Below are 21,451 nucleotides of genomic sequence, written 5' to 3' on the forward strand. Positions count from 1 at the left end.
TTATCCCTAGGCGTTTGCCATTGTCGGGCAACAGCTTCGCGTCCTAAAATTCATTATACGAACATTTGTTCTTACTGCGAACATTTTTCAAAATTCCAGATTCAGATTCCACGGTCGGGCGCTGGTCCGGCACTTTCTTCAACTTCTCCATCCCCTTCAAGGCATGATCAACAAGATTGCGGACTCAGTGGCCCAGGCCCTGCAAGGCATCCAGGACGGTGCCACGGTATTGATCGGCGGGTTCGGCACGGCCGGCATCCCCGGTGAACTCATTGATGGTCTGATCGAGCAGGGCGCGCGCGATCTCACCGTGGTCAACAACAACGCGGGCAATGGCGATGCCGGTCTGGCCGCGCTGCTCAAGGCGGGCCGGGTGCGCAAGATCCTGTGCAGCTTCCCGCGTCAGGCGGACAGCTATGTGTTCGACGAGCTGTACCGCAGCGGCAAGCTGGAGCTGGAGCTGGTGCCCCAGGGCAATCTCGCCGAGCGTCTGCGCGCGGCCGGTGCCGGTGTGGGCGCGTTCTTCTGCCCCACATCCTTCGGCACCGAACTCGCCAATGGCAAGGAAACCCGCGAGATCAATGGCCGTCAGTACGTGCTGGAGTACCCGATCCATGGCGACGTGGCGCTGATCAAGGCCGAGGCGGGCGACCGCTGGGGCAACCTGACCTACCGCAAGGCAGCGCGCAACTTCGGTCCCGTGATGGCGACGGCCGCCAAGCGCACGATCGCCTCGGTGCACGAGATCGCCGAGCTCGGCGCGCTCGATCCCGAGAACATCGTCACCCCGGGCATCTTCGTGAGCAAGATCGTCAAGATCGAGCGTGTGGCCACACAGGCCGGCGGCTTCAAGAAGTAAGGAAACCATCGTGAGCAACTACACAAAACGTTCCAAGGACGAACTGGCGAAGCGCGTGGCACAGGACATCCATGACGGTGCCTATGTGAATCTGGGCATCGGTCAGCCGACGCTGGTGGCCAACCACATTCCCGAAGGCCGCGAGGTCATTCTGCAAAGCGAGAACGGCATCCTCGGCATGGGCCCGGCACCGGCGGCGGGCGAGGAAGACTACGACCTGATCAATGCCGGCAAGCAGCCGGTGACGCTGCTCGCGGGGGGCGCGTTCTTTCATCACGCCGACAGCTTTTCGATGATGCGCGGCGGCCATCTCGACATCTGCGTGCTCGGCGCCTTTCAGGTGTCGGAGACCGGTGACCTCGCCAACTGGAGCACGGGCGAGCCCGGCGCGATTCCCGCCGTGGGCGGTGCGATGGATCTGGCCATCGGCGCCAAGCAGACCTGGGTGATGATGGACTTGCTCACCAAGAAGGGCGAGAGCAAGATCGTCAAGCAATGCAGCTATCCACTGACCGGCATCGGCTGCGTCAAGCGCATCTACACCGATCTGGCCACGCTGGCTTGCACGGACAAGGGCCTCACGCTGATCGACAAGGTCGAGGGCCTGGAGCTCGCCGAACTCGAGAAGCTGGTGGGCCTGCCGATCAAGGCGGCCTGAGCCGGACGACCCATCATTCCATCATTCAACGGAGACACTGAACAATGACCACCCAAGCTTTCATCTGCGACGCCATCCGCACACCTTTCGGCCGCTACGGCGGCGCGCTTGCGGGCGTGCGCACGGACGACCTCGGCGCTCTGCCGATCAAGGCGCTCATGGAGCGCAATCCCAACGTCGACTGGAAGGCCGTCACCGACGTGATCTATGGCTGCGCCAACCAGGCCGGTGAAGACAACCGCAACGTGGCGCACATGTCCTCGCTGCTCGCCGGTCTGCCGGTCGAAGTGCCGGGCGCGACCGTGAACCGTCTGTGCGGTTCGGGCCTCGACGCGGTGGGAACGGCGGCTCGCGCCATCAAGTCGGGCGAGGCGGGTCTGATGATCGCCGGCGGTGTGGAAAGCATGAGCCGTGCACCCTTCGTCATGCCCAAGGCCGAGTCCGCCTTCAGCCGCAACAACGCGGTCTACGACACGACCATCGGCTGGCGCTTCGTGAACAAGCTCATGAAGCAGCAGTACGGCGTGGACTCCATGCCCGAGACCGCAGAGAACGTGGCCGAAGATTTCAAGATCGAGCGCGAGGCGCAGGACCGCATGGCGCTCGCTTCGCAGCAGAAGGCGGCCGCAGCCATCGCCGCGGGCTACCTCGCCAAGGAAATCGTGCCGGTGTCGCTCGCCCAGAAGAAGGGTGATCCGATCATCGTGAGCCAGGACGAGCACCCGCGCGCGACGACGCTCGAAGCGCTCGCCAAGCTGAAGGGCGTGGTGCGTCCCGATGGCACGGTGACCGCTGGCAATGCCTCCGGCGTGAACGACGGTGCCTGCGCGCTGCTGCTGGCCAACGAAGAAGCCGCCAAGAAATACGGCCTGGTGCCCAAGGCGCGCGTGGTCGGCATGGCCACCGCCGGCGTGGCCCCGCGCATCATGGGCTTCGGTCCCGCGCCTGCGGTGCGCAAGGTGCTGGCGCTGACCGGCCTCACGCTCGACCAGATGGACGTCATCGAGCTGAATGAAGCCTTCGCCGCACAGGGCCTGGCCGTGCTGCGCGATCTGGGCATCGCCGACGACGACAAGCGCGTGAATCAGTGGGGCGGCGCCATCGCTCTGGGCCACCCGCTCGGCGCGTCGGGCGCGCGTCTGGCCACGACGGCGGTGAACCAGCTGCACACGCTCGGCGGTCGCTTTGCGCTGTGCACCATGTGCATCGGCGTGGGTCAGGGCATCGCCGTGATTCTGGAAAAAGTGTGATGACGACTTCTCCCTTGTCCGTTCGTGGGTGAGGGAGAGATGACGCAGCGCGTGTGCATGAAGGCATGCTTCCGCGCCGCGATGGAAGGAAAGAGACAGTGAGCAACGAACAATTCATTGCTGCCGAAGGCTGCAATCTCCGCGTTCGCGTGGAAGGCCCGCAGGACGCTCCTGCGCTGGTGTTCTCCAACTCGCTTGGCACCACGCTCGAGATGTGGGACGCCCAGGCAGCGAAGTTTTCCAAGGACTTCCGCGTGGTGCGCTACGACACGCGCGGCCATGGTGGCAGCGTGGTGTCGCCCGGTGCCTACAGCTTCGATCTGCTGGGGGCGGACGTGATCGCGATTCTCGATGCGCTGAAGATCGAGCGCGCGCATTTCTGCGGCATCTCCATGGGCGGCTTCATCGGCCTGTGGCTGGGCGTGAACGCAGCGTCCCGCGTGCGCAGCATCGCCGTGTGCAACAGCGCCGCCAAGATCGGCACGGCCGACGGCTGGAATACCCGCTCCGCCATGGTGCGCGAAAAGGGCGTGGCCGCGATGCGCGAGCTCGCGGACTCGTCGCCCTCGCGCTGGTTCACCGAGGCCTTCATCGCCGCGCAGCCAGCCGTGGTGCAGCGCTCGCAGTCGTGGATCGCCAACGTCGATCCGCAGGGCTACGCCGGTTGCTGCGATGCGCTCGCGGGTGCGGATCTGCGTGACCGCATCGCCAGCATCACCACGCCCACGCTGATCGTCGCGGGCAGCGCCGACCCGGTCACCACCGTGGCCGACGGCCAGTTCATGCAGCAGCACATTCCCGGCGCGCAGCTCGCCGAGGTGCCTGCGTCCCACCTGTCCAATCTCGAAGCGCCACAGGCGTTCGACAACGCGCTGTCGCAGTTTCTGCGTGCGTGAGTGAGGTGCCGCATCGCGCGCTTGCCGCCACGCTTGAGTGGCGCTGCGGCGACAGCCCGAACTGACAGCGGACATCGGACATGACCCGCTTGGGCATCCCTCCAGGGATGCGAAGCGGGGACAAGAGCCGCCGGGCGCTCCATGGATCCGGCAACGATGCATGTCCCCCGTGGATATGCCAAAGGAGACAAAGCTGTGCCCTACATCATCGAGACCTTCGACAAGCCAGACCACCAGGAAGTGCGCCGTGTCGCGCGCGCAGCGCACCTGGAGTATCTGGAGCGCAACAAGCACCTGCTGCATGCATGCGGCGCCAAGCTGGCCGACGACGGCACGGATCTTGGCGGCGGGCTGTATGTGGTGGCGCTGGACACGCGCGAGGAGGCTCAGCGCTTCATCGAAGCGGACCCGTTTTTCGTGGCGGGTCTGTTCGAGCGCGTGACGCTCACGCGTTGGCGCAAGGCGTATGTGGATGGTCGCAGCTATCTGTGACGCGCGCGGCCGCCTGCGGGTGGCCCGCGATATTTCCTTTGGAGACCTTTTTCATGACAACCCAAGACAGGCGCGAGCGCGTTCTCATCACCGGTGGAGGTGCCGGCATCGGTGCGGCCACGGCCGAGCGCTGCCGTGCTGACGGCTACGAGCCCATCGTGATCGACCGCGTGGTCGACCATGTGCCGGGCGGCATCCAGGCCGATCTGTCGAACCCCGCCGAAACCGCGCGCGCTCTCGAGCAGGCGCTGGCCGGTGGGCCCATCACGCGCCTTGTGAACAACGTCGGCGTGGTCGTTCCTGCAGAGGCCGAGGCGCAGACGCTCGAGCAATTCGATCTGGCCTACGCGCTCAATCTGCGCTGCTCGCTGCAATGCATGCAGGCGCTGCTGCCGGGCATGAAGGCGGCGGGCTTTGGCCGCATCGTCAACATGTCCTCGCGTGCCGCGTTGGGCAAGGATCTGCGCACCGCGTATTCCGCGACCAAGGCCGGTCTCATCGGCATGACGCGCGTGTGGGCGCTGGAGCTCGGAGAGTTCGGCATCACGGCCAACGCCATCGGCCCCGGCCCGATCCGCACGGAACTGTTCGATCGCGCCAACCCGCCCGATGCACCGCGCACGCAGGCCATCATCAACGCGGTGCCCGTCAAACGAGTGGGCACGCCCGAAGACGTGGCGCACGCGACCGCATACCTGCTGGATGCGCGCAGCGGCTTCGTGACCGGCCAGATCCTGTATGTCTGCGGCGGCATGACGGTCGGCGTGGCCGGCGTCTGATCCGCGCATCGGATCAGTCTTTCACCAGCAAAACAAAACACAACAACGGGGACGGGGCGGCGGCCTTCACGTGATGCGTCGGACAAGTGCCGCACGCGTTGCGCGGGAAGGCGGGGCGCAGCCTTGCTCTTCACAAATGACAAGCGTTTTTTCATGTCCAAGATCACTGCATTTTTCACCGAGCTGATGCGGCGCTACCTGCCCGATCCGTTCGTCTTCGCGATTCTTCTCACGTTGCTCACCATGGTGCTGGCCGTCGTGGTGGAGGGCCGTCTGCCGACGGCCACCACCATGGACTGGGGCAAGGGCTTCTGGAGCCTGCTGGCCTTCACCACCCAGATGGCGGTGATTCTGGCGATGGGCTACGTGCTCGCCTCCGCACCGCTCGTCGACCGCCTGCTCAACAGCGTGGTCGACCGCGTGCACAGCCCGCGCAAGGCCATCATCGTGGCCACGCTGGTGGGCTGCATCGGCAGCTATCTGAACTGGGGCTTCGGCCTGATGATCGGCGGCATCGTCGCCAAGAAGCTCGCGCGGCGCGTCAAGGGCGTGCACTACCCGCTGATCATCGCGTCGGCCTATAGCGGCTTCACGATGTACGGCCTCGGCTTCTCGGCCACGATTCCCGTGCTGATCTCCACCAAGGGACACGCCTTCGAATCGAAGATGGGCCTGATCCCGCTGACCGAAACCATTTTCTCGGCACCGATCCTGCTGACCTCGCTGGCCGTGCTGATCGTGCTGCCGCTGCTCAACGCGGCCATGCACCCCAAGGCGGGCGAGAAGGTCGTCGAGATCGATCCCTCGCTCGACAACGACGCGCCCCAAAAGACCATCGGCGAGAGCCTGCTGGGCGACGAGAACACCATCGCGCACAAGCTCAATCACAGCCGCATCCTGAGCCTGCTGATCGGGCTTGTCGGCATGGCCTACGTGGTCATGCACTTCATGAACAATGGCACGATGGATCTGAACCTGATCAACTTCTTCATCCTGTTCCTCGGCGTGCTGCTGCTCGGCACGCCGCTGAACTACGTCGAGAAGCTCAATGAAGGCGTGAAGACCATCGGCGGCATCATCCTGCAGTTCCCGTTCTACGCGGGCATCATGGCCATCATGGCGGGCTCGGGTCTGGTCGAGAGCATCGCGCACGTGTTCGTGAACATCTCCACGCCCAACACCCTGCCGTTCTGGGGGCTCATCAGCTCGTTCCTCATCAACTTCTTTGCGCCCTCGGGCGGCGGCCACTGGGTGGTGCAGGGCCCGTTCATGATCGACGCGGCCAACGCGATGAACGCGTCGCTCGCGCAGACGTCGATGTCGGTCATGCTGGGCAACGCCTGGAACGATCTCGTGCAGCCTTTCTGGATTCTGCCCGCGCTCGCGTTGTCACGACTGAAGCTCAAGGACATCATGGGCTACACCGTGGTGTCGATGTTCGTCATCGGCGCGATCTACATCGGGGTCATCCTCGTCTGGCCGCACCTGTGACGCTCCGATTCCCGGATTTTCCGTTTTCGCATCCCTCGCATTTTTCGCAAGTCATCAACCCTCAACCGTTTTTCCAAGGAGCAATCTCATGCTGTACATGGTCGAAATGATCGTCAAGATCCCTCACTCGATGGACCCTCAAGTGGTCAATGAAATCAAGGCCAAGGAGAAGGCCTACTCGCAGCAGCTGCAGCGCGACGGCAAGTGGCGCCATCTGTGGCGCGTGGTGGGCGAGTACTCCAACGTCAGCATCTTCGACGTGGCGAGCAACGACGAGCTGCACACGCTGCTGAACAACCTGCCGCTGTTCCCGTTCATGGAGATCAAGGTGAAGCCGCTGGCCAACCATCCGTCCTCCATCGTGCAGGAGTGATGACCGCGCGCTGAGCGCGGACGTCCAAACCCACAAGGCCCGCGTCCACGAGACGCGGGCCCGTGCATCGCGCGCACGTCATCTTTCCAGTCCATTCTTTTGAAGCATCGAGGAAACAAACACATGGCACTTCGCAACACCCCGCGTCGCACCGTTCTGAGCACCATGGCAACCCTGACCATGGCATCCTGCGCACTGGCTCTTCCGTTCGCCGCGACGGCCAACGACAACTTTCCGAACAAGCCGATCACCATCGTCGTGCCGTTCTCCGCGGGCGGCACGACCGACATCTTGGCGCGCGTGATCGCGCAGGATCTGGGCAAGCAGCTCGGCCAGTCCGTGGTGGTGGACAACCGCGCCGGTGCGGGCGGCAACATCGGCGGTGCGCTGGCGGCACGCGCGCCTGCGGATGGCTACACGCTGTTCATGGGCACTGTGGGCACGCATGCCATCAACGAGGCGCTCTACAAGAAGATGCCGTTCAATCCGGGCAAGGATTTCCAGCCGCTGTCGCGCGTGGCGAACGTGCCCAATCTGCTGGTCGCCAATCCCAATCAACCCTTTCGCACGGTGCCCGAGCTGATCGCCTATGCCAAGGCGCATCCTGGTCAGGTGAACTTCGGTTCGTCGGGCAGCGGCAGCTCGATCCATCTGTCGGGCGAGCTGTTCAAGATGATGGCCAAGGTCGACATGGTGCACGTGCCCTACAAGGGCAGCGCACCGGCCGTGACCGACCTGCTGGGCAACCAGATCGCGATCATGTTCGACAACATGCCATCCGCCATTTCGCACGTGCGCGCGGGCAAGCTGCGCCCCATTGCGGTGACCACGCCCAAGCGTTCTCCCGAGCTGCCGGATGTTCCGACGATTGCCGAGGCCGGAGTGCCGGGGTATGAGGCGACATCGTGGTTCGGTCTGTTCACGACAGCGGGCACGCCCAAGCCCGTGGTGGACAAGCTGAGCGCGGCGCTGGCGAAGTCGCTGGCGGCACCTGCGGTGCGCAGCAAGATCAAGGAGCAGGGTGGAGAAGTGGTCAGCGAGACGCCTGAGCAGTTCGCCGCCTTCATCAAGACCGAAGCCGACAAGTGGGCCAAGGTGGTCAAGGCCTCCGGCGCCACGGCGGATTGATTTTTCCCGTTTGGCTTTCGGGGTCGCCGCCGCGCCCGATGGTGGCTCAATCCTTGTGATCGGGCGCTTTTTCCGGGTGCAGGTTCTTTCCGTAGATCGCCATCGTTTCCTGCTCGGTCAGCGGGCGTTTGGACGTTGATTCGCGCTCGTGTTCCTGGCGTTCCTTGGCCATCTGTTCGACGAGCTGGGCGCGGCCCTGTTTGGCGACGGCCAGCATGGCGGCGTTGTCGTTGTGGTGCTGGTACATGAGGTTGGCCAGCTCGATGTTGTGCTTGCGAAAGCGCTCGGTCACGTAGGCGGCTTCTTCGGGGGGCAGACCCACGAGTTCGAGCACGGTGCGGCCGGTGACGAGGCTGGATTCGAAGAGCTCGCGCTCGACGCACGTGACGCCGAGATCGCGCAGCTGGTTCCAGTGCGTCACGTCGCGTGCGCGGGCGACGATCTTGAGGTGCGGAAAGTGCTTCTTCACGTTCTGCACGATCTTGAGGGATTGCTCGGGCGTGTCCACGGCGACGACGATCACCTTGGCTTGTTCCGCGCCCGCGATGCGCAGCAGGTTCACGCGGGTGGCGTCGCCGTAGAACACGCGGTAGCCGAAGGTATGGGCAACCTCGAGCATCTCCACGCTGTGGTCGAGCACGGTGGCGGGCGTGCCCTGGGCGAGCAGCATGCGGGCGACGATCTGGCCGTAGCGGCCAAAGCCGGTGATGATGACCGGCGCGGATTGCGGCTCGGAAATCTCCTTCACGCTGTCGGGCGTCTTCTTGAGCGTGGCGAAGCGCTTGAGCAGCACGCGGTCCATCACCACCAGCAGCAGCGGCGTGAGCAGCATCGACAGCGCCACGGCGCCGATCAGGAGCGACGCGGCTTCGGTGGGAATCGCGCGGAAAGTGGCGCCCGTCTGGAACACGACGAAGGCGAATTCACCGCCCTGCGCGAGCAGCAGCGTGAACACCGGTCGCTCCTGATACGGCATCTTCGTGATGGTGGCGAGCGCGTAGATGACGATGGCCTTGAGCACCAGAAACCCGACCAGCAGCGCGAGCATCGCCCAGGGGGACGCGAGGATCACGCCGAAGTCGATGCTCATGCCGACCGCGATGAAGAACAGGCCGAGCAACAGGCCCTTGAAGGGCTCGATGTCGGTCTCGAGCTCGCGGCGGAATTCGCTGTCGGCCAGCAGCACGCCCGCGAGAAACGCGCCGAGCGCCATCGACAGGCCGACGGTGAGCATCAGCATGGCGATGCTCACCACGAGGAACAGCGCGGTGGCGGTGAAGATCTCGGGCGTCTTGCTCTTGGCGATCCAGCGCAGCAGCGGACGCAGCAGCAGACGGCCGCCGATGATGATCGCGCCGACCATGCCGATGATCTTGGCGGCCTCCCACATCATCTGCGTCGGATCGTGGTGCGGGGTGGTGTGGCCCTGCGTCACCTCGGCACCCACGCCGAGCAGCGGCAGCAGCGCCAGAATCGGGATCGCCGCGACGTCCTGGAACAGCAGGATCGAGAACGCCTTCTGGCCGCTGTCGGTGCGCATGAGGTTGCGCTCTTCGATGGACTGCAGGGCGATCGCAGTGGACGACAGGGCGAGGCCGAGCGCGCCGACGAGCGCCACGCGCCATGGCATGCCGAGCGCCCAGGCCACGCCCCAGAGCAGCACCGCGCATCCGGCCATCTGCGCGATGCCGAGGCCGAAGATCGGCCGCCTGAGGCTCCACAGGCGGCTGGGCTGCAATTCGAGGCCGATGAGAAACAGCATCAGCACCACGCCGAATTCGGCGAAGTGAAGAATGTCCTGCACATTGCTGACCAGCCCCAGCCCCCAGGGCCCGATGGCGATGCCTGCGGCGAGGTAGCCGATGATGGCGCCCAACCCGAGGGCGCGGGCGATGGGCACGGCGATCACGGCCGCCGCCAGATAGGTGAAGCCGTAAGTGAGCCAGGTGGGCGCGTTGGACATGGGCCGGTGCTGATGCTGCTGTTGTAGTCGGAATGGTGCGTCGCGAACGGAATGGGAGGACGCCCATTCCGCAGGTCGGATTCTGATTCTGATTCTGATTCACCGGAGCCACCCCGTGCAGAAGTGGGACTTTCGGCGGTCGCCGCAGTTGTAAATATTCGTTATTGTCTTGGTGCGCGCTCTGATATGCGGCCCCGCTCAGCGCGCACGCCTGCCGCTGCATAGAATTCCTGCTTCTTTGATTTGCCGATTGGCAAGCAGTTGTCAATTGATTCGCGCGGGCGGAAGTGGAGTGATCTGATGGAATGGCATACGTGGGTGGCGTTTTTTGTGGCTTCCTGGGTGATCGCCATCTCGCCCGGTTCCGGCGCGGTGCTGAGCATGAGCCATGGCCTGTCGTACGGCGTGCGCAAGACCGAGGGCACGATCATCGGGCTGGAGATCGGTCTGCTGTTCATTCTGCTGGTGGCGGGGGCGGGCGTGGGTTCGCTGCTGGTGGCGTCGGAGATGGCATTCAACGTGGTCAAGGTGCTCGGCGCCTGCTACCTGATCTATCTGGGCTTCATGCAGTGGCGCTCGGGCGCGGGCAGCCCCGTGGAGGCGGGCGCGGAGGTCGCGCCGATGAGCCTGCGCCGCCGCATCCTCACCGGCATGCTCACCAACGCCACCAATCCCAAGGGCATCGTCTTCATGGTTGCGGTGCTGCCGCAGTTCATGACCGATACCAAGCCGCTGTGGATGCAGCTGGCCGTCATGGCGGTCACGCTGATCGGCGTCGACATGATCGTGATGACCGGTTATGCCGCGAGCGCCAGCGCGCTGCGCCGCTGGATGCGCAGCGAGCGCGCCATGCGCAACCAGAACCGGGTGTTCGGCGGTCTGCTGATGCTGGTCGGCACGGGGCTGTTCTTCGTCAAGCGCGGCGGCCAGAGCGCAGCCTGAACGTCTGAGGGCGACCCGCCGAACGCAGGTGGATACACGCGGCTTGGCGTGAGAAACACCAAGCGACTACCATTGCGTCCACATTCTGCAAAGGAGTCGGGCATGGCGGTGGTTGCAGTGACAAATCCCAAGGGCGGCGTTGGCAAGTCCACGCTGTCCACCAACGTGGCGGGCTATTTCGCGCGGCAGGGCGGCACGGTGGTGCTCGGCGACGTGGATCGCCAGCAGTCCTCGCGTCTGTGGCTGCAGCAGCGCCCGGAGGCGGCACGGCCCATCGTGCGCTGGAACATCGCCGCCGATGCCATGGAGCGCCCGCCCAAGGACGTGAGCCATGCGGTGCTCGACACCCCCGCAGGCCTGCACGGCAAGCTGCTCAAGGAAGTGCTCAAGCTCGCGGACAAGATCGTCGTGCCGCTGCAGGCCAGCGTGTTGGACATCTTCGCCACGCAGGCGTTTCTCAGTGAACTGGCCGAACACCGCCACGCACAGGGCGTGCAGGTGGGCATCGTCGGCATGCGGGTCGACGGGCGCACGCTCGCGTCCGAGCAGCTGCACCAGTTCATCGAAGGGCTCGGCCTGCCGGTGCTCGGCTATCTGCGCGACACCCAGAACTACGTGCATCTCGCGGCGCACGGCCTCAGCGTGTTCGACGTGGCGCCGGGCCGGGTCGCGCGCGATCTGGAGCAGTGGCAGAGCATCTGCGACTGGCTGGACGCCTAGATCACCCATTGTCTGCCCCCAAAAGCCGCAAGGCCGCCCGGATCGAAATCCGGGCGGCCTTGTGTTTTCTTGCTTGAGGAGCGCCTATGACAGGCCCGCAGCCCTCGTGCCTTGATGCACGGCTGCGGTCAGTGGGTGATTACTGAACCGAGCCTTCGCCGCGTGGAGCGGTACCGGCCTGGGCTGCCGCACCGGCTTGGCGCTGCACGTCACCGCGTGTCAGCGAAGCGCCTTGTGTGTTCTTCACGGGGTCGGAGTAGCTGTCGCCACCGGCCAGAGCCAAGCTGCCGTCCTTGCGGGCGGCCAGGAAGGCGTTGCTCACCTGTTGACGGGACAGAGTGCTTTGGGCGTTCACGACATCCGTGGCGTAACCGGCTTCGGCGCTGTTGACCTGGGCCTGTGCGCTCGCGGCGCTCAGAGCGATGACGGCAACGGCGGCAGCGGTGTTCAGAATGTTCTTCATGATTTTTCCTTTCAACGACTCAACGGTTGGATTTGTTCGGTTTTCGGCGGGCAATGTGTTTTGTTCGTCGATGGGGAGACTTTATTCTTATCTTCTATCGATAAAAACTACCTGTTTGGCAATTCATTGTTTTGAAAAATGAAATAATAAAGACTGAACTTTCAGAAGAAGGCGCAGTTGATGGACAAGCTTCAAGCCATGCAGATCTTTCGTTCCGTGGTGGATGAAGGCGGGTTTGCCGCTGCGGCTCGGGCGTTGAACATGTCACCAGCGGGCGTGACGCGCTACATGTCGGATCTCGAGAGCGACGTCGGCGCGCGGCTGCTGCAGCGCACGACGCGCAAGATGTCGCTGACGGAGGCGGGCGAGGCCTATCTGGACCGCGTGCGCCACATCCTCGATGACGTGGAGGACGCGCGCGCCGTCGTGCAGGCCCATACGCAGGAGGTGGCGGGCGTGCTGCGCATCGTCACTTCGCCGCTGCTGGCCGCGCATCTGCTCGCGCCGGTGGTGGCGGGGTTCCGGCAGTTGCATCCACGGGTGAGCTTTGACGTGTCGGTCGAGGTCATGGGGCCTCGCTCGACGGCGGTCAACGACTGCGACATCAAACTGCTGACCGCACCCACCGATTTCAATGCCAACCTGATCGCGCGGCCCATCATCACCACGGTGGGAGTGCTGTGCGCGTCGCCGCAGTATCTGCAGGGCCGGCCGCCGCTGCTCAAGCCCGAGGACCTGCGGGACCACGACTGCCTGACCTTTCGCCACCCCGAGCGCCGCGCCGGGAATATCCAGCTGACCAATCCCGATCAGGACGGGGTGACGGTGGAGGTCAATGTGCAGCCGTCGTTCCAGGTCAATCATCTGGACACCATCCTGCGCGCCACGCTGGACGGGGCGGGCATCTCGTCGCAGCCGCTCAATCTGGTGGCGCCGTATCTCAACGACGGAAGGCTGGTGCGCGTGCTCTCGCCATGGTCGAGCGGACAGCTCACGCTCTATGCGGCGCTGCCCAGCCGCAAGTTCCTGCCCACGCGCACGCAGGCCTTCATCGAGTACCTCACCGAGCGCACCCGCAACTCGGTGCACTCGGCAATGGTGCGGGCAACGGAGCAGCGAGAAGCCGCACAGCGCAAGGGGCGCTGATCCGGGCGGGCGAACGTTTTAGAGCGTGTTGACGATCTCCACACGGTCCTGCAGGCGCGGCCTCGGGCGGTCTGCCGCGTTGCAAATCCTCGCAATAGCCCGAGCTATTGCTGCGGTTTGCGCCTTGCAGCCCATCCCGATCCGCATCCCGCAAGCCTCGCGATGAGATCGAAAACACGCTCTCAGAGCGCCCTGCCGCCCGCAGCCTGCGCAAACCCGATCTGACGCCACGCCTCGAACACCGTCACCGCCACCGCGTTGGAGAGATTGAGGCTGCGCTGATCCGGCAGCATCGGCAGGCGCAGGCGCTGCTCCGGCGGGAAAGAGTCGCGCAGCTCGGGCGCGAGGCCCTTGGATTCGGAGCCGAACACGAACCAGTCACCGGAGCTGAACGTCATGTCGAAGACCGGCTGGCTGCCGCGCGTGGTCATTGCGAACATGCGCGCAGGGTCGGGTTTTTCGTCCTGCATCAGCGCGGCCCAGCTCGCGTGCTTTCGCACGTCGGCGTATTCGTGATAGTCCAGCCCGGCGCGCCGCATGTAGCGGTCTTCCATGGAGAAGCCCAGCGGCTCGACCAGATGCAGCATGCAGCCGGTGTTGGCGGCCAGCCGGATCACGTTGCCGGTGTTGGGCGGGATTTCGGGTTCGACGAGAACAATGTGAAACATGGGCGTATTGTCGTTGTCCTCGAATGGCACAGCACGCAGCGGCGCTATGCGGCGGCAGAAACGGAAACAGAAACAGAAACAGAAACAGAAACGCTAGGCCGTTCTCGCGAGCACGAGCGCCCGCACCTCGGCCGCTCCCGCGCGTCGGAGCGCCAGCGCTGCGGTGTGCAGCGTCGCGCCGGTGGTCATCACATCGTCGACGAGCAGCACGCGGCGGCTGTGCAGCAGGTGCGCCCTCAGCGGATCGACCGCGAATGAGGCCCGCAGATTGCGCAGGCGCTGGGCGCGCGAGAGCTGGCTCTGGGCGGGAGTGTGAACGACGCGCAGCAGCAGGTCGCTGCGGACCTTGTCTTTGGCGTCGAGCTGGCGGGCCAGCAGCAGCGACTGGTTGAAGCCGCGCTCGGCCAGCCGCTCGCGCGACAGCGGAACCGGAACCACCAGTTCGGCGTCGTGGATGAACCGGGCGGCCTGAGCGGCGCGTCTCAGCAAGCGCCCCAGATCGGCGGCCCAGCCGGGATCACCGGGGGCGAACTTGAATTGCGCGATCAGATCGGCCCAAGGGTAGGCATAGTCCAGTGCGGCGCAGCAGGCATCGAGGGCAGGCGGGTGCAGCAGGCATTCGCCACAGTGGACGACCTCCGCCGCCACAGGCAGCGCGCACGTTCGGCAGCGGTGGTGCAGTGGGACATATCGCCCCACGCAGGCCATGCAGATGCGCGCTGCGGGCCAACTGCGGCAGACCGCACACTGGCTGGGCAGCAGGCTCCAGAGGCGCGACAGACGCGTCGGGGCGGAATTCCCATTCTCACTCGTGATGTGCATGATCTCCCTACAATCCGGCCTTCCCGATGTCTGAACAACAACTCCCCCCCACCATTGACCCGACCGCAGCGCAGCGCTGGCACGCGCGCACCGTGGATGCTTCGCCGTGGCTGCACGAGGAAATCGCGCGCCGCATGCAGGATCGCCTCCAGTGGATGGCGAGCAAACCCGCGAACTGGTGCGACTGGGACCCGCTCAATGGCGGCATTGAAGGGCATGCGCTCGTGCAGCAGCAATTCCCCGAGGCGGCCAGCCGCATCCACGAGACCTCATCGGCCGGTGGCCAGCGGCGCGCTCAGGAGCTGTTCGGCAAGCCGTGGTGGAGCCTCGGGCGTTGGTCGGGGCCATCGCAGCAGTTCGGCAAGCCCGAGGATGCCAGCGTGCAGATGCTCTGGGCCAACATGGCATTGCATGCGGCTGCGAATCCTCAAGCCTTGATCGGGCAGTGGCACAAGGCGCTCGCGGTGGGCGGCTATGTGATGTTTTCCTGCCTCGGCCCGGACACGGTGCGCGAGATCCACAGGCTGTACGCCGACATGGGCTGGCCCGTGCCCGGCCACTCGATGACCGACATGCACGATTGGGGCGACATGTTGGTGCACGCCGGGTTTGCCGAGCCGGTGATGGACATGGAGCGGATCACGCTGACCTTCGCGACGCCCGAGCGATTGCTCAAGGAACTGCGCGAATTGGGGCGCAACCTGCATCCCCAGCGCTTTGGCGCATTGCGCGGACGCGGGTTCAGGCAGCGGCTTGAAAAAGAGCTGGCGGAACGCTTAACGGATTCTGCACAGGGAGGTCAATTGGCGATTACCTTCGAGATTATTTACGGCCACGCCTTCAAACCCGAACCCCGAGTGCCCGTCGAGTCCCATAGCGCAGTGTCTCTTCAGGATATGCGCGCAATGTTGCGTAAAGGTCGCCAATAAAGACGCAATCCTGAGGGCGACCTTGGGTGTGTCAATGATTTTCATCAAGCCGCGCTACAATTCTTGCGGATTGTAGATTCGGAACTTTTTGCCGACAGGTCGATCGTCGATAGCCCGCTGCGCAGTTCTTGATTGCAGTCAAGAACTGAATTGCCGTATGTCAGCTCGTCTCAGGACTAACGCGGATTGCAGGAGTTTTGTGCGCTAGGCATGCTGTTGATATTCGAAAAGTTCCAGTGGGATTAATTCAATTAATCCCAGATTTGCGGAGACAACAGGCTGATGGATAACAGTCTGGATTTGATGAAAACCGGGTTCATGTGGACTCCGGTTTGTTGGGTTGGCTCGGAACCGCTGAAGGGGAGGCTTGCCGGATGGTCTGGTCAGTGGAATTCGCATGGCTTTGCTGAGGTGTCTGACCCACGAGGACGCGGCAAGGGCTTGGTCAAATTGAGGCTTAGAAGTAAGTGAGAACTATGAAGAGCATTTCCAATAAGCTGGCCTCTATGTTGCTGGTAGCCGGGGCAACGTTGGGCACAGCAGCCCATGCGGTTCAGGACCTTCCCGGTGGGCCGGCAGTCAAACAGCTCAATCTTGCGCCGCCCGTCACGCGCATTGCCGAAGAGCAGCATTTCCTGCATTGGATGATGTTGATCATCTGCACGGTGATCTTCATCGCCGTGTTCGCCGTGATGTTCTATTCCATCTGGAAACATCGCAAATCCAAGGGCGCCAAGGCCGCAAATTTTCATGAGTCCGTCACTGTCGAGGTGATCTGGACCATTGTTCCGTTCATCATCGTGATCCTGATGGCGCTGCCCGCCACCAAGGTGCTGGTCGCGCAGAAGGACACCACCAACGCCGACCTCACGGTCAAGGCCACCGGCTATCAGTGGAAGTGGGGCTACGACTACCTCTCCGGAGAGGGCGAGGGCCTGTCGTACATCTCCACGCTGGACACGGCGCAGCGCCAGATGTCCAACAGCGGCGACGTGAGCCAGGCGCCGAACGACTACCTGTTCAAGGTCGACAACCCGCTCGTGGTGCCGGTCAACAAGAAGGTGCGCGTGATCACCACTGCCAACGACGTGATCCACGCCTTCATGGTGCCGGCGTTCGGCATCAAGCAGGACGCGATCCCCGGCTTCGTGCGCGACACCTGGTTCCGCGCAGAAAAAGTGGGCGACTACTACGGCCAGTGCGCCGAGCTCTGCGGCAAGGAGCACGCCTACATGCCGATCCACGTGAAGGTACTGTCCGCCGAGGACTACTCCAAGTGGGTCGCGGAAGAGAAGAAAAAGGCTGAAGCCAAGAAGGATGATCCCAGCAAGGTCTGGACGCTGACCGATCTGGTCGCCCGCGGCGAGAAGGTCTATGGCGCCAACTGCGCGGCCTGCCACCAGGCCAACGGCAAGGGTGCCGGCCCGATCAAGGCGCTGGACGGCAGCCCGGTGGTGCTCGGCCCGACCGCCGACATGATGCACGCCGTGCTTGAAGGCCGTGCCAACGGCGCGATGCCCGCATGGAAGCAACTGAGCGACACCGATCTGGCGGCCGTGGTCACGTTCACCAAGAACCACTGGAACAACAAGACCGGCACGATGGTGCAGCCCGCCGACTTCGTCGCGGCCCGCACCGGCAAGTTCCCCGAAGGCGGTGGCGCGGCAGCCCCTGCTGCGGCAGCTCCCGCACCTGCGGCGGCTCCGGCCAGCGCCGACACGGCTGCGGCGCAGACCACGGCATCCTCTGCCAACGGGCCGTTCCAGATCTTCTTCGAGACCGGCAAGAGCGAACTCGGCCCCGAGGCGCTGGCCGAAGCCAAGCGCGCCGCGGACTACTGGAATGCGCACAAGGACGGCAAGATCGCCCTGTCCGGCTTTGTGGACTCGACAGGCAGCGCGGACGTGAACGCCGAACTCGCCAAGAAGCGCGCCCAGGCCGTGGCCAAGGCGCTGACGGACAACGGCGTGGCCGCTGACCGCATCGAACTGCGCAAGCCTGAAGGCGTGACGGCAGGCTCCGGCGACGACCGTCAGGCACGCCGTGTTGATGTCATTGCTGCGCAATGATGAGTCCAGACAGAAGATCGATTGGAGATAACAAATGAGCGCAGTACTGGACAACCACGGTCACGCAGGCGATCACGGTCACGATGATCACCACGGCGCGCCCCACGGCTGGCGTCGCTGGGTGTTCGCCACCAACCACAAAGACATCGGTACGCTGTACCTGCTGTTCTCCTTCACCATGCTGATGGTGGGCGGCGTTCTGGCGCTGCTGATTCGCGCCGAATTGTTCGAGCCCGGCCTGCAACTGGTGAACCCCGAGCTGTTCAACCAGCTCACCACCATGCACGGCCTGATCATGGTGTTCGGCGCGATCATGCCGGCCTTCGTGGGCTTTGCGAACTGGATGATTCCGCTGCAGATCGGCGCATCTGACATGGCTTTCGCCCGCATGAACAACTTCAGCTTCTGGCTGCTGATTCCTGCGGCGATCATGCTGGTCGGCTCGTTCTTCATGCCCGGCGGCGCACCTGCTGCGGGCTGGACGCTGTACGCACCGCTCACGCTGCAGATGGGTCCGTCGATGGATGCCGGCATCTTCGCGATGCACATCATGGGCGCTTCGTCCATCATGGGCGCGATCAACATCATCGTGACCATCCTGAACATGCGCGCTCCCGGCATGACGCTGATGAAGATGCCCATGTTCTGCTGGACCTGGCTCATCACCGCTTACCTGCTGATCGCCGTGATGCCCGTGCTGGCTGGCGCGATCACCATGACGCTGACGGATCGCCACTTCGGTACCAGTTTCTTCAACCCCGCAGGCGGCGGTGACCCGGTGATGTACCAGCACATCTTCTGGTTCTTCGGTCACCCCGAGGTGTACATCATGATCTTGCCGGCCTTCGGCATCGTCAGCCAGATCGTGCCCGCGTTCAGCCGCAAGAAGCTGTTCGGCTACGCATCGATGGTGTATGCGACGGCTTCCATCGCGATCCTGTCGTTCATCGTGTGGGCGCACCACATGTTCACCACCGGCATGCCTGTGACCGGCCAGCTGTTCTTCATGTACGCCACGATGCTGATCTCGGTGCCCACGGCGGTGAAGATCTTCAACTGGGTTGCCACGATGTGGCGCGGCTCCATGACGTTTGAGACGCCGATGCTGTTCAGCGTGGGCTTCATCTTCGTGTTCACGATGGGTGGCTTCACCGGTCTGATTTTGTCGATGGCGCCCATCGACATCCAGCTGCAGGACACCTATTACGTGGTGGCCCACTTTCACTACGTGCTGGTGGCCGGTTCGCTGTTCTCGATGTTCGCGGGCTACTACTACTGGGCTCCCAAGTGGAACGGCGTGATGTATTCCGAAACCCGTGGCCGCATCCACTTCTGGGGCTCGCTGATCACGTTCAACATCACCTTCTTCCCGATGCACTTCCTGGGTCTGGCCGGTATGCCACGTCGCTACGCCGACTACCCCATGCAGTTCGCAGACTTCAACATGCTGGCTTCGATTGGTGCCTTTGGCTTCGGTCTGATGCAGGTGTATTTCTTCCTGTTCGTGGTGGTGCCCGGCATGCGCCACAAGGGCGAGAAGGCTCCCGCCAAGCCATGGGAAGCGGCTGAAGGTCTGGAATGGGAAGTGCCATCGCCCGCACCGTTCCACACATTCGAGAACCCGCCCAAGCTGGACGCCACCGCGACCCGCGTGATCGGCTGATCACGGCAGGCATCGACAAGCACGACAGACAACCACAGGAGACATCGACACCATGGCAACGCCGGAACAGAAGAAAGCCAACGCACGACTCGGATGGATTCTGGTGTCGGTGGCCGTCGCGTTCTTCATCGGCTTCATGGTGAAGATGACCTGGTTGCACTGAGGTGACACGATGAGCATGCGACGCGAAAACATCAAGATGGTCGGCAAGCTCGCCGTGATCACGGCTGGCATGTTCGCGTTCGGCTATGTGCTCATCCCCATCTACAAGCACATCTGCGAAGTCACCGGCATCAACATTCTCTCGCTGTCCGAGCGCCAGGTTCCCGGCAACGGCACGGCGGGCAAGGACGTGAAGGTGCCCAAGAATTCGCAGGTGGACTACAGCCGCACGATCACCGTCGAATTCGACGCGAACGCGCGCGGCCCGTGGCAGTTCAAGCCCGCCAAGAGCTCGCTCAAGGTGCATCCCGGCGAGCTCGCCACCGTGATGTACGAGTTCGAAAACGTGCAGGACCGCCGCATGGCCGCACAGGCGATTCCGAGCTACGCGCCGCGTCAGGCGACCGCCTTCTTCAACAAGCTCGAGTGCTTCTGCTTCAACCAGTACACGCTCGAGCCCGGCGAGAAGCGCGACTGGCCGGTCACCTTCGTGATCGACCCGCGCCTGTCCAAGGACGTGACCACGATCACGCTGTCCTACACCTTCTTCGAGGTGGGTGGAAAGACGCCTGCGGCGCCCGAGTCGACCGCCGCCGTGACGACACCGGCCCCGGCGACGGGAGGCCGTTCATGAGCGAAGGGACGGGTGGCGCGATGACGCAGGATCAGAATCGGAGCCAGGAGCCAGACAGACCGCCCGCGCACCAGCGCAAGGGTTCGCTGCTGCGCACGGTGCGCGCCGTCGCATGGTCGATGATCGGCCTGCGCAAGGGGGCCGAGTACCAGAAGGACATCGACAAGCTCAACCCCATCCACATCATCGTGGTGGGACTGCTGGGGCTTTTCCTGCTGGTGATCGGACTGATCGCGCTGGTGAACTGGATCGTCTGAGAGCAGAACGCATAGAACAACGCATAACCGACAACAGAGAATTTGAGAGATACAGGAGCTGACATGAGTGCAACCACCCCAGGCACCACGCCTTACTACTACGTACCGGCTCATTCACAGCACCCGGTGATGGCATCCATCGGCCTGTTTCTGGTCATCCTCGGCGCGAGCCAGTGGATCAACGGTCACGAATGGGGCAAGTATTCGCTGTTCGTCGGCCTCATCTGGTGGCTGAGCGTGCTCTGGAAGTGGTTCGGCGACGCGCGTCGCGAGAGCGAGGGCGGTCTCTACAGCACCAGGATCGACCTCTCCTACCGCTGGAGCATGAGCTGGTTCATCTTCTCCGAAGTGATGTTCTTCGGTGCGTTCTTCACCGCGCTCTGGTGGGCCCGCGCGCATTCGGTGCCCGCACTCGGCAGCCTCGACAACGCGATTCTCTGGCCCGACTTCAAGGCCGTCTGGCCCAGCGTTGCGGTTGGCGTGACCGCCGCACCAGCGGGGCTTGTCGAGCCTTTCCAGACGGTCGGTCCGTTCTGGCTGCCGACGATCAATACCGCGCTGCTGCTGACTTCGGGCGTGACGCTGACCATCGCCCACCACGCACTGCGTGAGAACCACCGCAGCAAGTGCATCCAGTTCATGTGGCTCACGGTGATTCTGGGCGTCATTTTCCTGTTCGTGCAGGGCTATGAGTACTATCACCTCTACACCGATCTGAACCTCAAGCTCAACTCCGGCATCTACGGATCGACCTTCTACATGCTGACCGGGTTCCACGGCTTCCACGTGTTCATCGGCATGCTGATGCTGTTCTTCATCACGCTGCGCCTGATGAAGGGCGACTTCACGGCCGAGCGCCACTTCGGTTTTGAAGGGGCCGCCTGGTACTGGCACTTTGTGGACGTGGTGTGGTTGGGGCTCTACATCCTCGTCTACTGGATGTGACCTTCTGGCTGGGGCTATATGTCCCACCTGCAAGCCTCAGGGAAAGCGCCTTCGGGCGCTTTTTTCGTGGTTTGATTGGATGTGCGTGTTCTTTTCTACGAAGCCTGGCGGCTCCGAGGGCTGGTCGTTTTGAGGCGGCAAT

23 protein-coding genes are annotated in these 21,451 nt (G+C 63.5%); 19 read left to right on the forward strand and 4 right to left on the reverse strand.

Annotation, left to right across the window (positions count from 1 at the left end; translation table 11 throughout):
* Positions 1-163: 163 nt before the first annotated feature.
* The 9 genes from ISG32_RS01945 (at position 164) to ISG32_RS01985 (ending at position 7,926) form a co-directional block, all read left to right on the forward strand.
* Positions 164-859 (forward strand): 3-oxoacid CoA-transferase subunit A, encoded by a 696-nt coding sequence (locus tag ISG32_RS01945; RefSeq protein ID WP_194769326.1) that lies wholly within the window; start codon positions 164-166, stop codon positions 857-859.
* A gap of 10 nt (positions 860-869) precedes the next feature.
* A complete protein-coding gene (locus ISG32_RS01950) occupies positions 870-1,517 on the forward strand; it encodes a 3-oxoacid CoA-transferase subunit B (protein ID WP_194769327.1) in 648 nt (215 codons plus the stop codon).
* A 44-nt stretch (positions 1,518-1,561) separates the two neighbouring features.
* Entirely contained in the window at positions 1,562-2,767 is a 1,206-nt protein-coding gene (pcaF, locus tag ISG32_RS01955) for a 3-oxoadipyl-CoA thiolase (protein WP_194769328.1), read from the forward strand.
* Positions 2,768-2,865: 98 nt separating this feature from the next.
* The gene (pcaD, locus tag ISG32_RS01960; RefSeq protein WP_323745881.1) at positions 2,866-3,663 is read left to right on the forward strand and encodes a 3-oxoadipate enol-lactonase; all 798 of its coding nucleotides are present in this window, start codon (positions 2,866-2,868) and stop codon (positions 3,661-3,663) included.
* Positions 3,664-3,858: 195 nt separating this feature from the next.
* On the forward strand, positions 3,859-4,155 hold the full coding sequence (locus ISG32_RS01965) for a YciI family protein (protein ID WP_194769330.1): 297 nt from the start codon (positions 3,859-3,861) through the stop codon (positions 4,153-4,155).
* 53 nt (positions 4,156-4,208) lie between these two features.
* Entirely contained in the window at positions 4,209-4,934 is a 726-nt protein-coding gene (locus ISG32_RS01970; RefSeq protein ID WP_194769331.1) for an SDR family oxidoreductase, read from the forward strand.
* 153 nt (positions 4,935-5,087) lie between these two features.
* Positions 5,088-6,425 (forward strand): short-chain fatty acid transporter, encoded by a 1,338-nt coding sequence (locus tag ISG32_RS01975; protein WP_194769332.1) that lies wholly within the window; start codon positions 5,088-5,090, stop codon positions 6,423-6,425.
* An 88-nt stretch (positions 6,426-6,513) separates the two neighbouring features.
* Positions 6,514-6,798, forward strand: coding sequence for a muconolactone Delta-isomerase (gene catC / locus ISG32_RS01980; RefSeq protein WP_166311673.1), 285 nt, complete (start codon positions 6,514-6,516; stop codon positions 6,796-6,798).
* 180 nt (positions 6,799-6,978) lie between these two features.
* On the forward strand, positions 6,979-7,926 hold the full coding sequence (locus tag ISG32_RS01985; RefSeq protein WP_407645021.1) for a Bug family tripartite tricarboxylate transporter substrate binding protein: 948 nt from the start codon (positions 6,979-6,981) through the stop codon (positions 7,924-7,926).
* Between the two features lie 46 nt (positions 7,927-7,972).
* Here ISG32_RS01985 and kefC read toward each other — a convergent pair whose 3' ends face one another.
* The gene (gene kefC / locus ISG32_RS01990) at positions 7,973-9,889 is read right to left on the reverse strand and encodes a glutathione-regulated potassium-efflux system protein KefC (protein WP_194769334.1); all 1,917 of its coding nucleotides are present in this window, start codon (positions 9,887-9,889) and stop codon (positions 7,973-7,975) included.
* A 300-nt stretch (positions 9,890-10,189) separates the two neighbouring features.
* Between kefC and ISG32_RS01995 the strand changes: the two genes are divergently transcribed.
* Together ISG32_RS01995 and ISG32_RS02000 are read left to right on the forward strand one after the other, a co-directional pair.
* Positions 10,190-10,831, forward strand: coding sequence for a LysE family transporter (locus ISG32_RS01995; RefSeq protein ID WP_194769335.1), 642 nt, complete (start codon positions 10,190-10,192; stop codon positions 10,829-10,831).
* Positions 10,832-10,933: 102 nt separating this feature from the next.
* Complete coding sequence (locus tag ISG32_RS02000) at positions 10,934-11,551, forward strand: ParA family protein (protein ID WP_194769336.1); 618 nt, start codon at positions 10,934-10,936, stop codon at positions 11,549-11,551.
* 139 nt (positions 11,552-11,690) lie between these two features.
* Here ISG32_RS02000 and ISG32_RS02005 read toward each other — a convergent pair whose 3' ends face one another.
* The gene (locus ISG32_RS02005; protein WP_194769337.1) at positions 11,691-12,014 is read right to left on the reverse strand and encodes a hypothetical protein; all 324 of its coding nucleotides are present in this window, start codon (positions 12,012-12,014) and stop codon (positions 11,691-11,693) included.
* A gap of 180 nt (positions 12,015-12,194) precedes the next feature.
* Here ISG32_RS02005 and ISG32_RS02010 point away from each other — a divergent pair, with 180 nt between their 5' ends.
* Positions 12,195-13,160 carry a LysR family transcriptional regulator gene (locus ISG32_RS02010; protein ID WP_194769338.1) on the forward strand — a complete coding sequence of 322 codons (966 nt, stop codon included), beginning with the start codon at positions 12,195-12,197 and terminating at the stop codon, positions 13,158-13,160.
* A 182-nt stretch (positions 13,161-13,342) separates the two neighbouring features.
* On the opposite strand, the gene trmL is transcribed toward ISG32_RS02010, so the two are convergent.
* Positions 13,343-13,828: a tRNA (uridine(34)/cytosine(34)/5-carboxymethylaminomethyluridine(34)-2'-O)-methyltransferase TrmL gene (trmL, locus tag ISG32_RS02015; RefSeq protein WP_194769339.1), complete on the reverse strand. Its 486-nt coding sequence runs from the start codon at positions 13,826-13,828 to the stop codon at positions 13,343-13,345.
* A 93-nt stretch (positions 13,829-13,921) separates the two neighbouring features.
* Positions 13,922-14,650 carry a ComF family protein gene (locus ISG32_RS02020; RefSeq protein ID WP_194769340.1) on the reverse strand — a complete coding sequence of 243 codons (729 nt, stop codon included), beginning with the start codon at positions 14,648-14,650 and terminating at the stop codon, positions 13,922-13,924.
* A 26-nt stretch (positions 14,651-14,676) separates the two neighbouring features.
* On the opposite strand from ISG32_RS02020, the gene ISG32_RS02025 reads away from it, so the two are divergent.
* The 7 genes from ISG32_RS02025 to ISG32_RS02050 all read left to right on the forward strand — a co-directional run bounded on the left by ISG32_RS02025 (position 14,677) and on the right by ISG32_RS02050 (position 21,309).
* Positions 14,677-15,579, forward strand: coding sequence for a class I SAM-dependent methyltransferase (locus ISG32_RS02025; protein ID WP_194769341.1), 903 nt, complete (start codon positions 14,677-14,679; stop codon positions 15,577-15,579).
* 476 nt (positions 15,580-16,055) lie between these two features.
* Complete coding sequence (coxB, locus tag ISG32_RS02030) at positions 16,056-17,648, forward strand: cytochrome c oxidase subunit II (protein WP_194769342.1); 1,593 nt, start codon at positions 16,056-16,058, stop codon at positions 17,646-17,648.
* 34 nt (positions 17,649-17,682) lie between these two features.
* Complete coding sequence (gene ctaD / locus ISG32_RS02035; protein ID WP_194769343.1) at positions 17,683-19,311, forward strand: cytochrome c oxidase subunit I; 1,629 nt, start codon at positions 17,683-17,685, stop codon at positions 19,309-19,311.
* Between the two features lie 52 nt (positions 19,312-19,363).
* Positions 19,364-19,474, forward strand: a complete 111-nt coding sequence (locus tag ISG32_RS27485) for a cytochrome oxidase small assembly protein (protein WP_228529531.1) — start codon at positions 19,364-19,366, stop codon at positions 19,472-19,474.
* Between the two features lie 9 nt (positions 19,475-19,483).
* A complete protein-coding gene (locus ISG32_RS02040; protein WP_194769344.1) occupies positions 19,484-20,107 on the forward strand; it encodes a cytochrome c oxidase assembly protein in 624 nt (207 codons plus the stop codon).
* Positions 20,108-20,127: 20 nt separating this feature from the next.
* On the forward strand, positions 20,128-20,364 hold the full coding sequence (locus ISG32_RS02045; RefSeq protein WP_194769706.1) for a DUF2970 domain-containing protein: 237 nt from the start codon (positions 20,128-20,130) through the stop codon (positions 20,362-20,364).
* Positions 20,365-20,427: 63 nt separating this feature from the next.
* Positions 20,428-21,309 carry a cytochrome c oxidase subunit 3 gene (locus ISG32_RS02050; RefSeq protein WP_194769345.1) on the forward strand — a complete coding sequence of 294 codons (882 nt, stop codon included), beginning with the start codon at positions 20,428-20,430 and terminating at the stop codon, positions 21,307-21,309.
* The last annotated feature ends 142 nt before the right edge of the window (positions 21,310-21,451 follow it).

Origin of the sequence: Diaphorobacter caeni (assembly GCF_015354245.1) — a bacterium.
Taxonomy (GTDB): Bacteria; Pseudomonadota; Gammaproteobacteria; order Burkholderiales; family Burkholderiaceae_C; genus Diaphorobacter_A; species Diaphorobacter_A caeni.

Bases quoted from the DNA above. Each gene is read 5' to 3' on its own strand.
- ISG32_RS01945 (WP_194769326.1), top strand. From the start codon at position 164: ATGATCAACAAGATTGCGGACTCAGTGGCCCAGGCCCTGCAAGGCATC.
- pcaF (WP_194769328.1), top strand. From the start codon at position 1,562: ATGACCACCCAAGCTTTCATCTGCGACGCCATCCGCACACCTTTCGGC.
- ISG32_RS01970 (WP_194769331.1), top strand. From the start codon at position 4,209: ATGACAACCCAAGACAGGCGCGAGCGCGTTCTCATCACCGGTGGAGGT.
- ISG32_RS01975 (WP_194769332.1), top strand. From the start codon at position 5,088: ATGTCCAAGATCACTGCATTTTTCACCGAGCTGATGCGGCGCTACCTG.
- catC (WP_166311673.1), top strand. From the start codon at position 6,514: ATGCTGTACATGGTCGAAATGATCGTCAAGATCCCTCACTCGATGGAC.
- ISG32_RS01985 (WP_407645021.1), top strand. From the start codon at position 6,979: ATGGCATCCTGCGCACTGGCTCTTCCGTTCGCCGCGACGGCCAACGAC.
- kefC (WP_194769334.1), bottom strand. From the start codon at position 9,889: ATGTCCAACGCGCCCACCTGGCTCACTTACGGCTTCACCTATCTGGCG.
- ISG32_RS01995 (WP_194769335.1), top strand. From the start codon at position 10,190: ATGGAATGGCATACGTGGGTGGCGTTTTTTGTGGCTTCCTGGGTGATC.
- ISG32_RS02000 (WP_194769336.1), top strand. From the start codon at position 10,934: ATGGCGGTGGTTGCAGTGACAAATCCCAAGGGCGGCGTTGGCAAGTCC.
- ISG32_RS02005 (WP_194769337.1), bottom strand. From the start codon at position 12,014: ATGAAGAACATTCTGAACACCGCTGCCGCCGTTGCCGTCATCGCTCTG.
- ISG32_RS02010 (WP_194769338.1), top strand. From the start codon at position 12,195: ATGGACAAGCTTCAAGCCATGCAGATCTTTCGTTCCGTGGTGGATGAA.
- trmL (WP_194769339.1), bottom strand. From the start codon at position 13,828: ATGTTTCACATTGTTCTCGTCGAACCCGAAATCCCGCCCAACACCGGC.
- ISG32_RS02020 (WP_194769340.1), bottom strand. From the start codon at position 14,650: ATGCACATCACGAGTGAGAATGGGAATTCCGCCCCGACGCGTCTGTCG.
- ISG32_RS02025 (WP_194769341.1), top strand. From the start codon at position 14,677: ATGTCTGAACAACAACTCCCCCCCACCATTGACCCGACCGCAGCGCAG.
- coxB (WP_194769342.1), top strand. From the start codon at position 16,056: ATGAAGAGCATTTCCAATAAGCTGGCCTCTATGTTGCTGGTAGCCGGG.
- ctaD (WP_194769343.1), top strand. From the start codon at position 17,683: ATGAGCGCAGTACTGGACAACCACGGTCACGCAGGCGATCACGGTCAC.
- ISG32_RS27485 (WP_228529531.1), top strand. From the start codon at position 19,364: ATGGCAACGCCGGAACAGAAGAAAGCCAACGCACGACTCGGATGGATT.
- ISG32_RS02040 (WP_194769344.1), top strand. From the start codon at position 19,484: ATGAGCATGCGACGCGAAAACATCAAGATGGTCGGCAAGCTCGCCGTG.
- ISG32_RS02045 (WP_194769706.1), top strand. From the start codon at position 20,128: ATGACGCAGGATCAGAATCGGAGCCAGGAGCCAGACAGACCGCCCGCG.
- ISG32_RS02050 (WP_194769345.1), top strand. From the start codon at position 20,428: ATGAGTGCAACCACCCCAGGCACCACGCCTTACTACTACGTACCGGCT.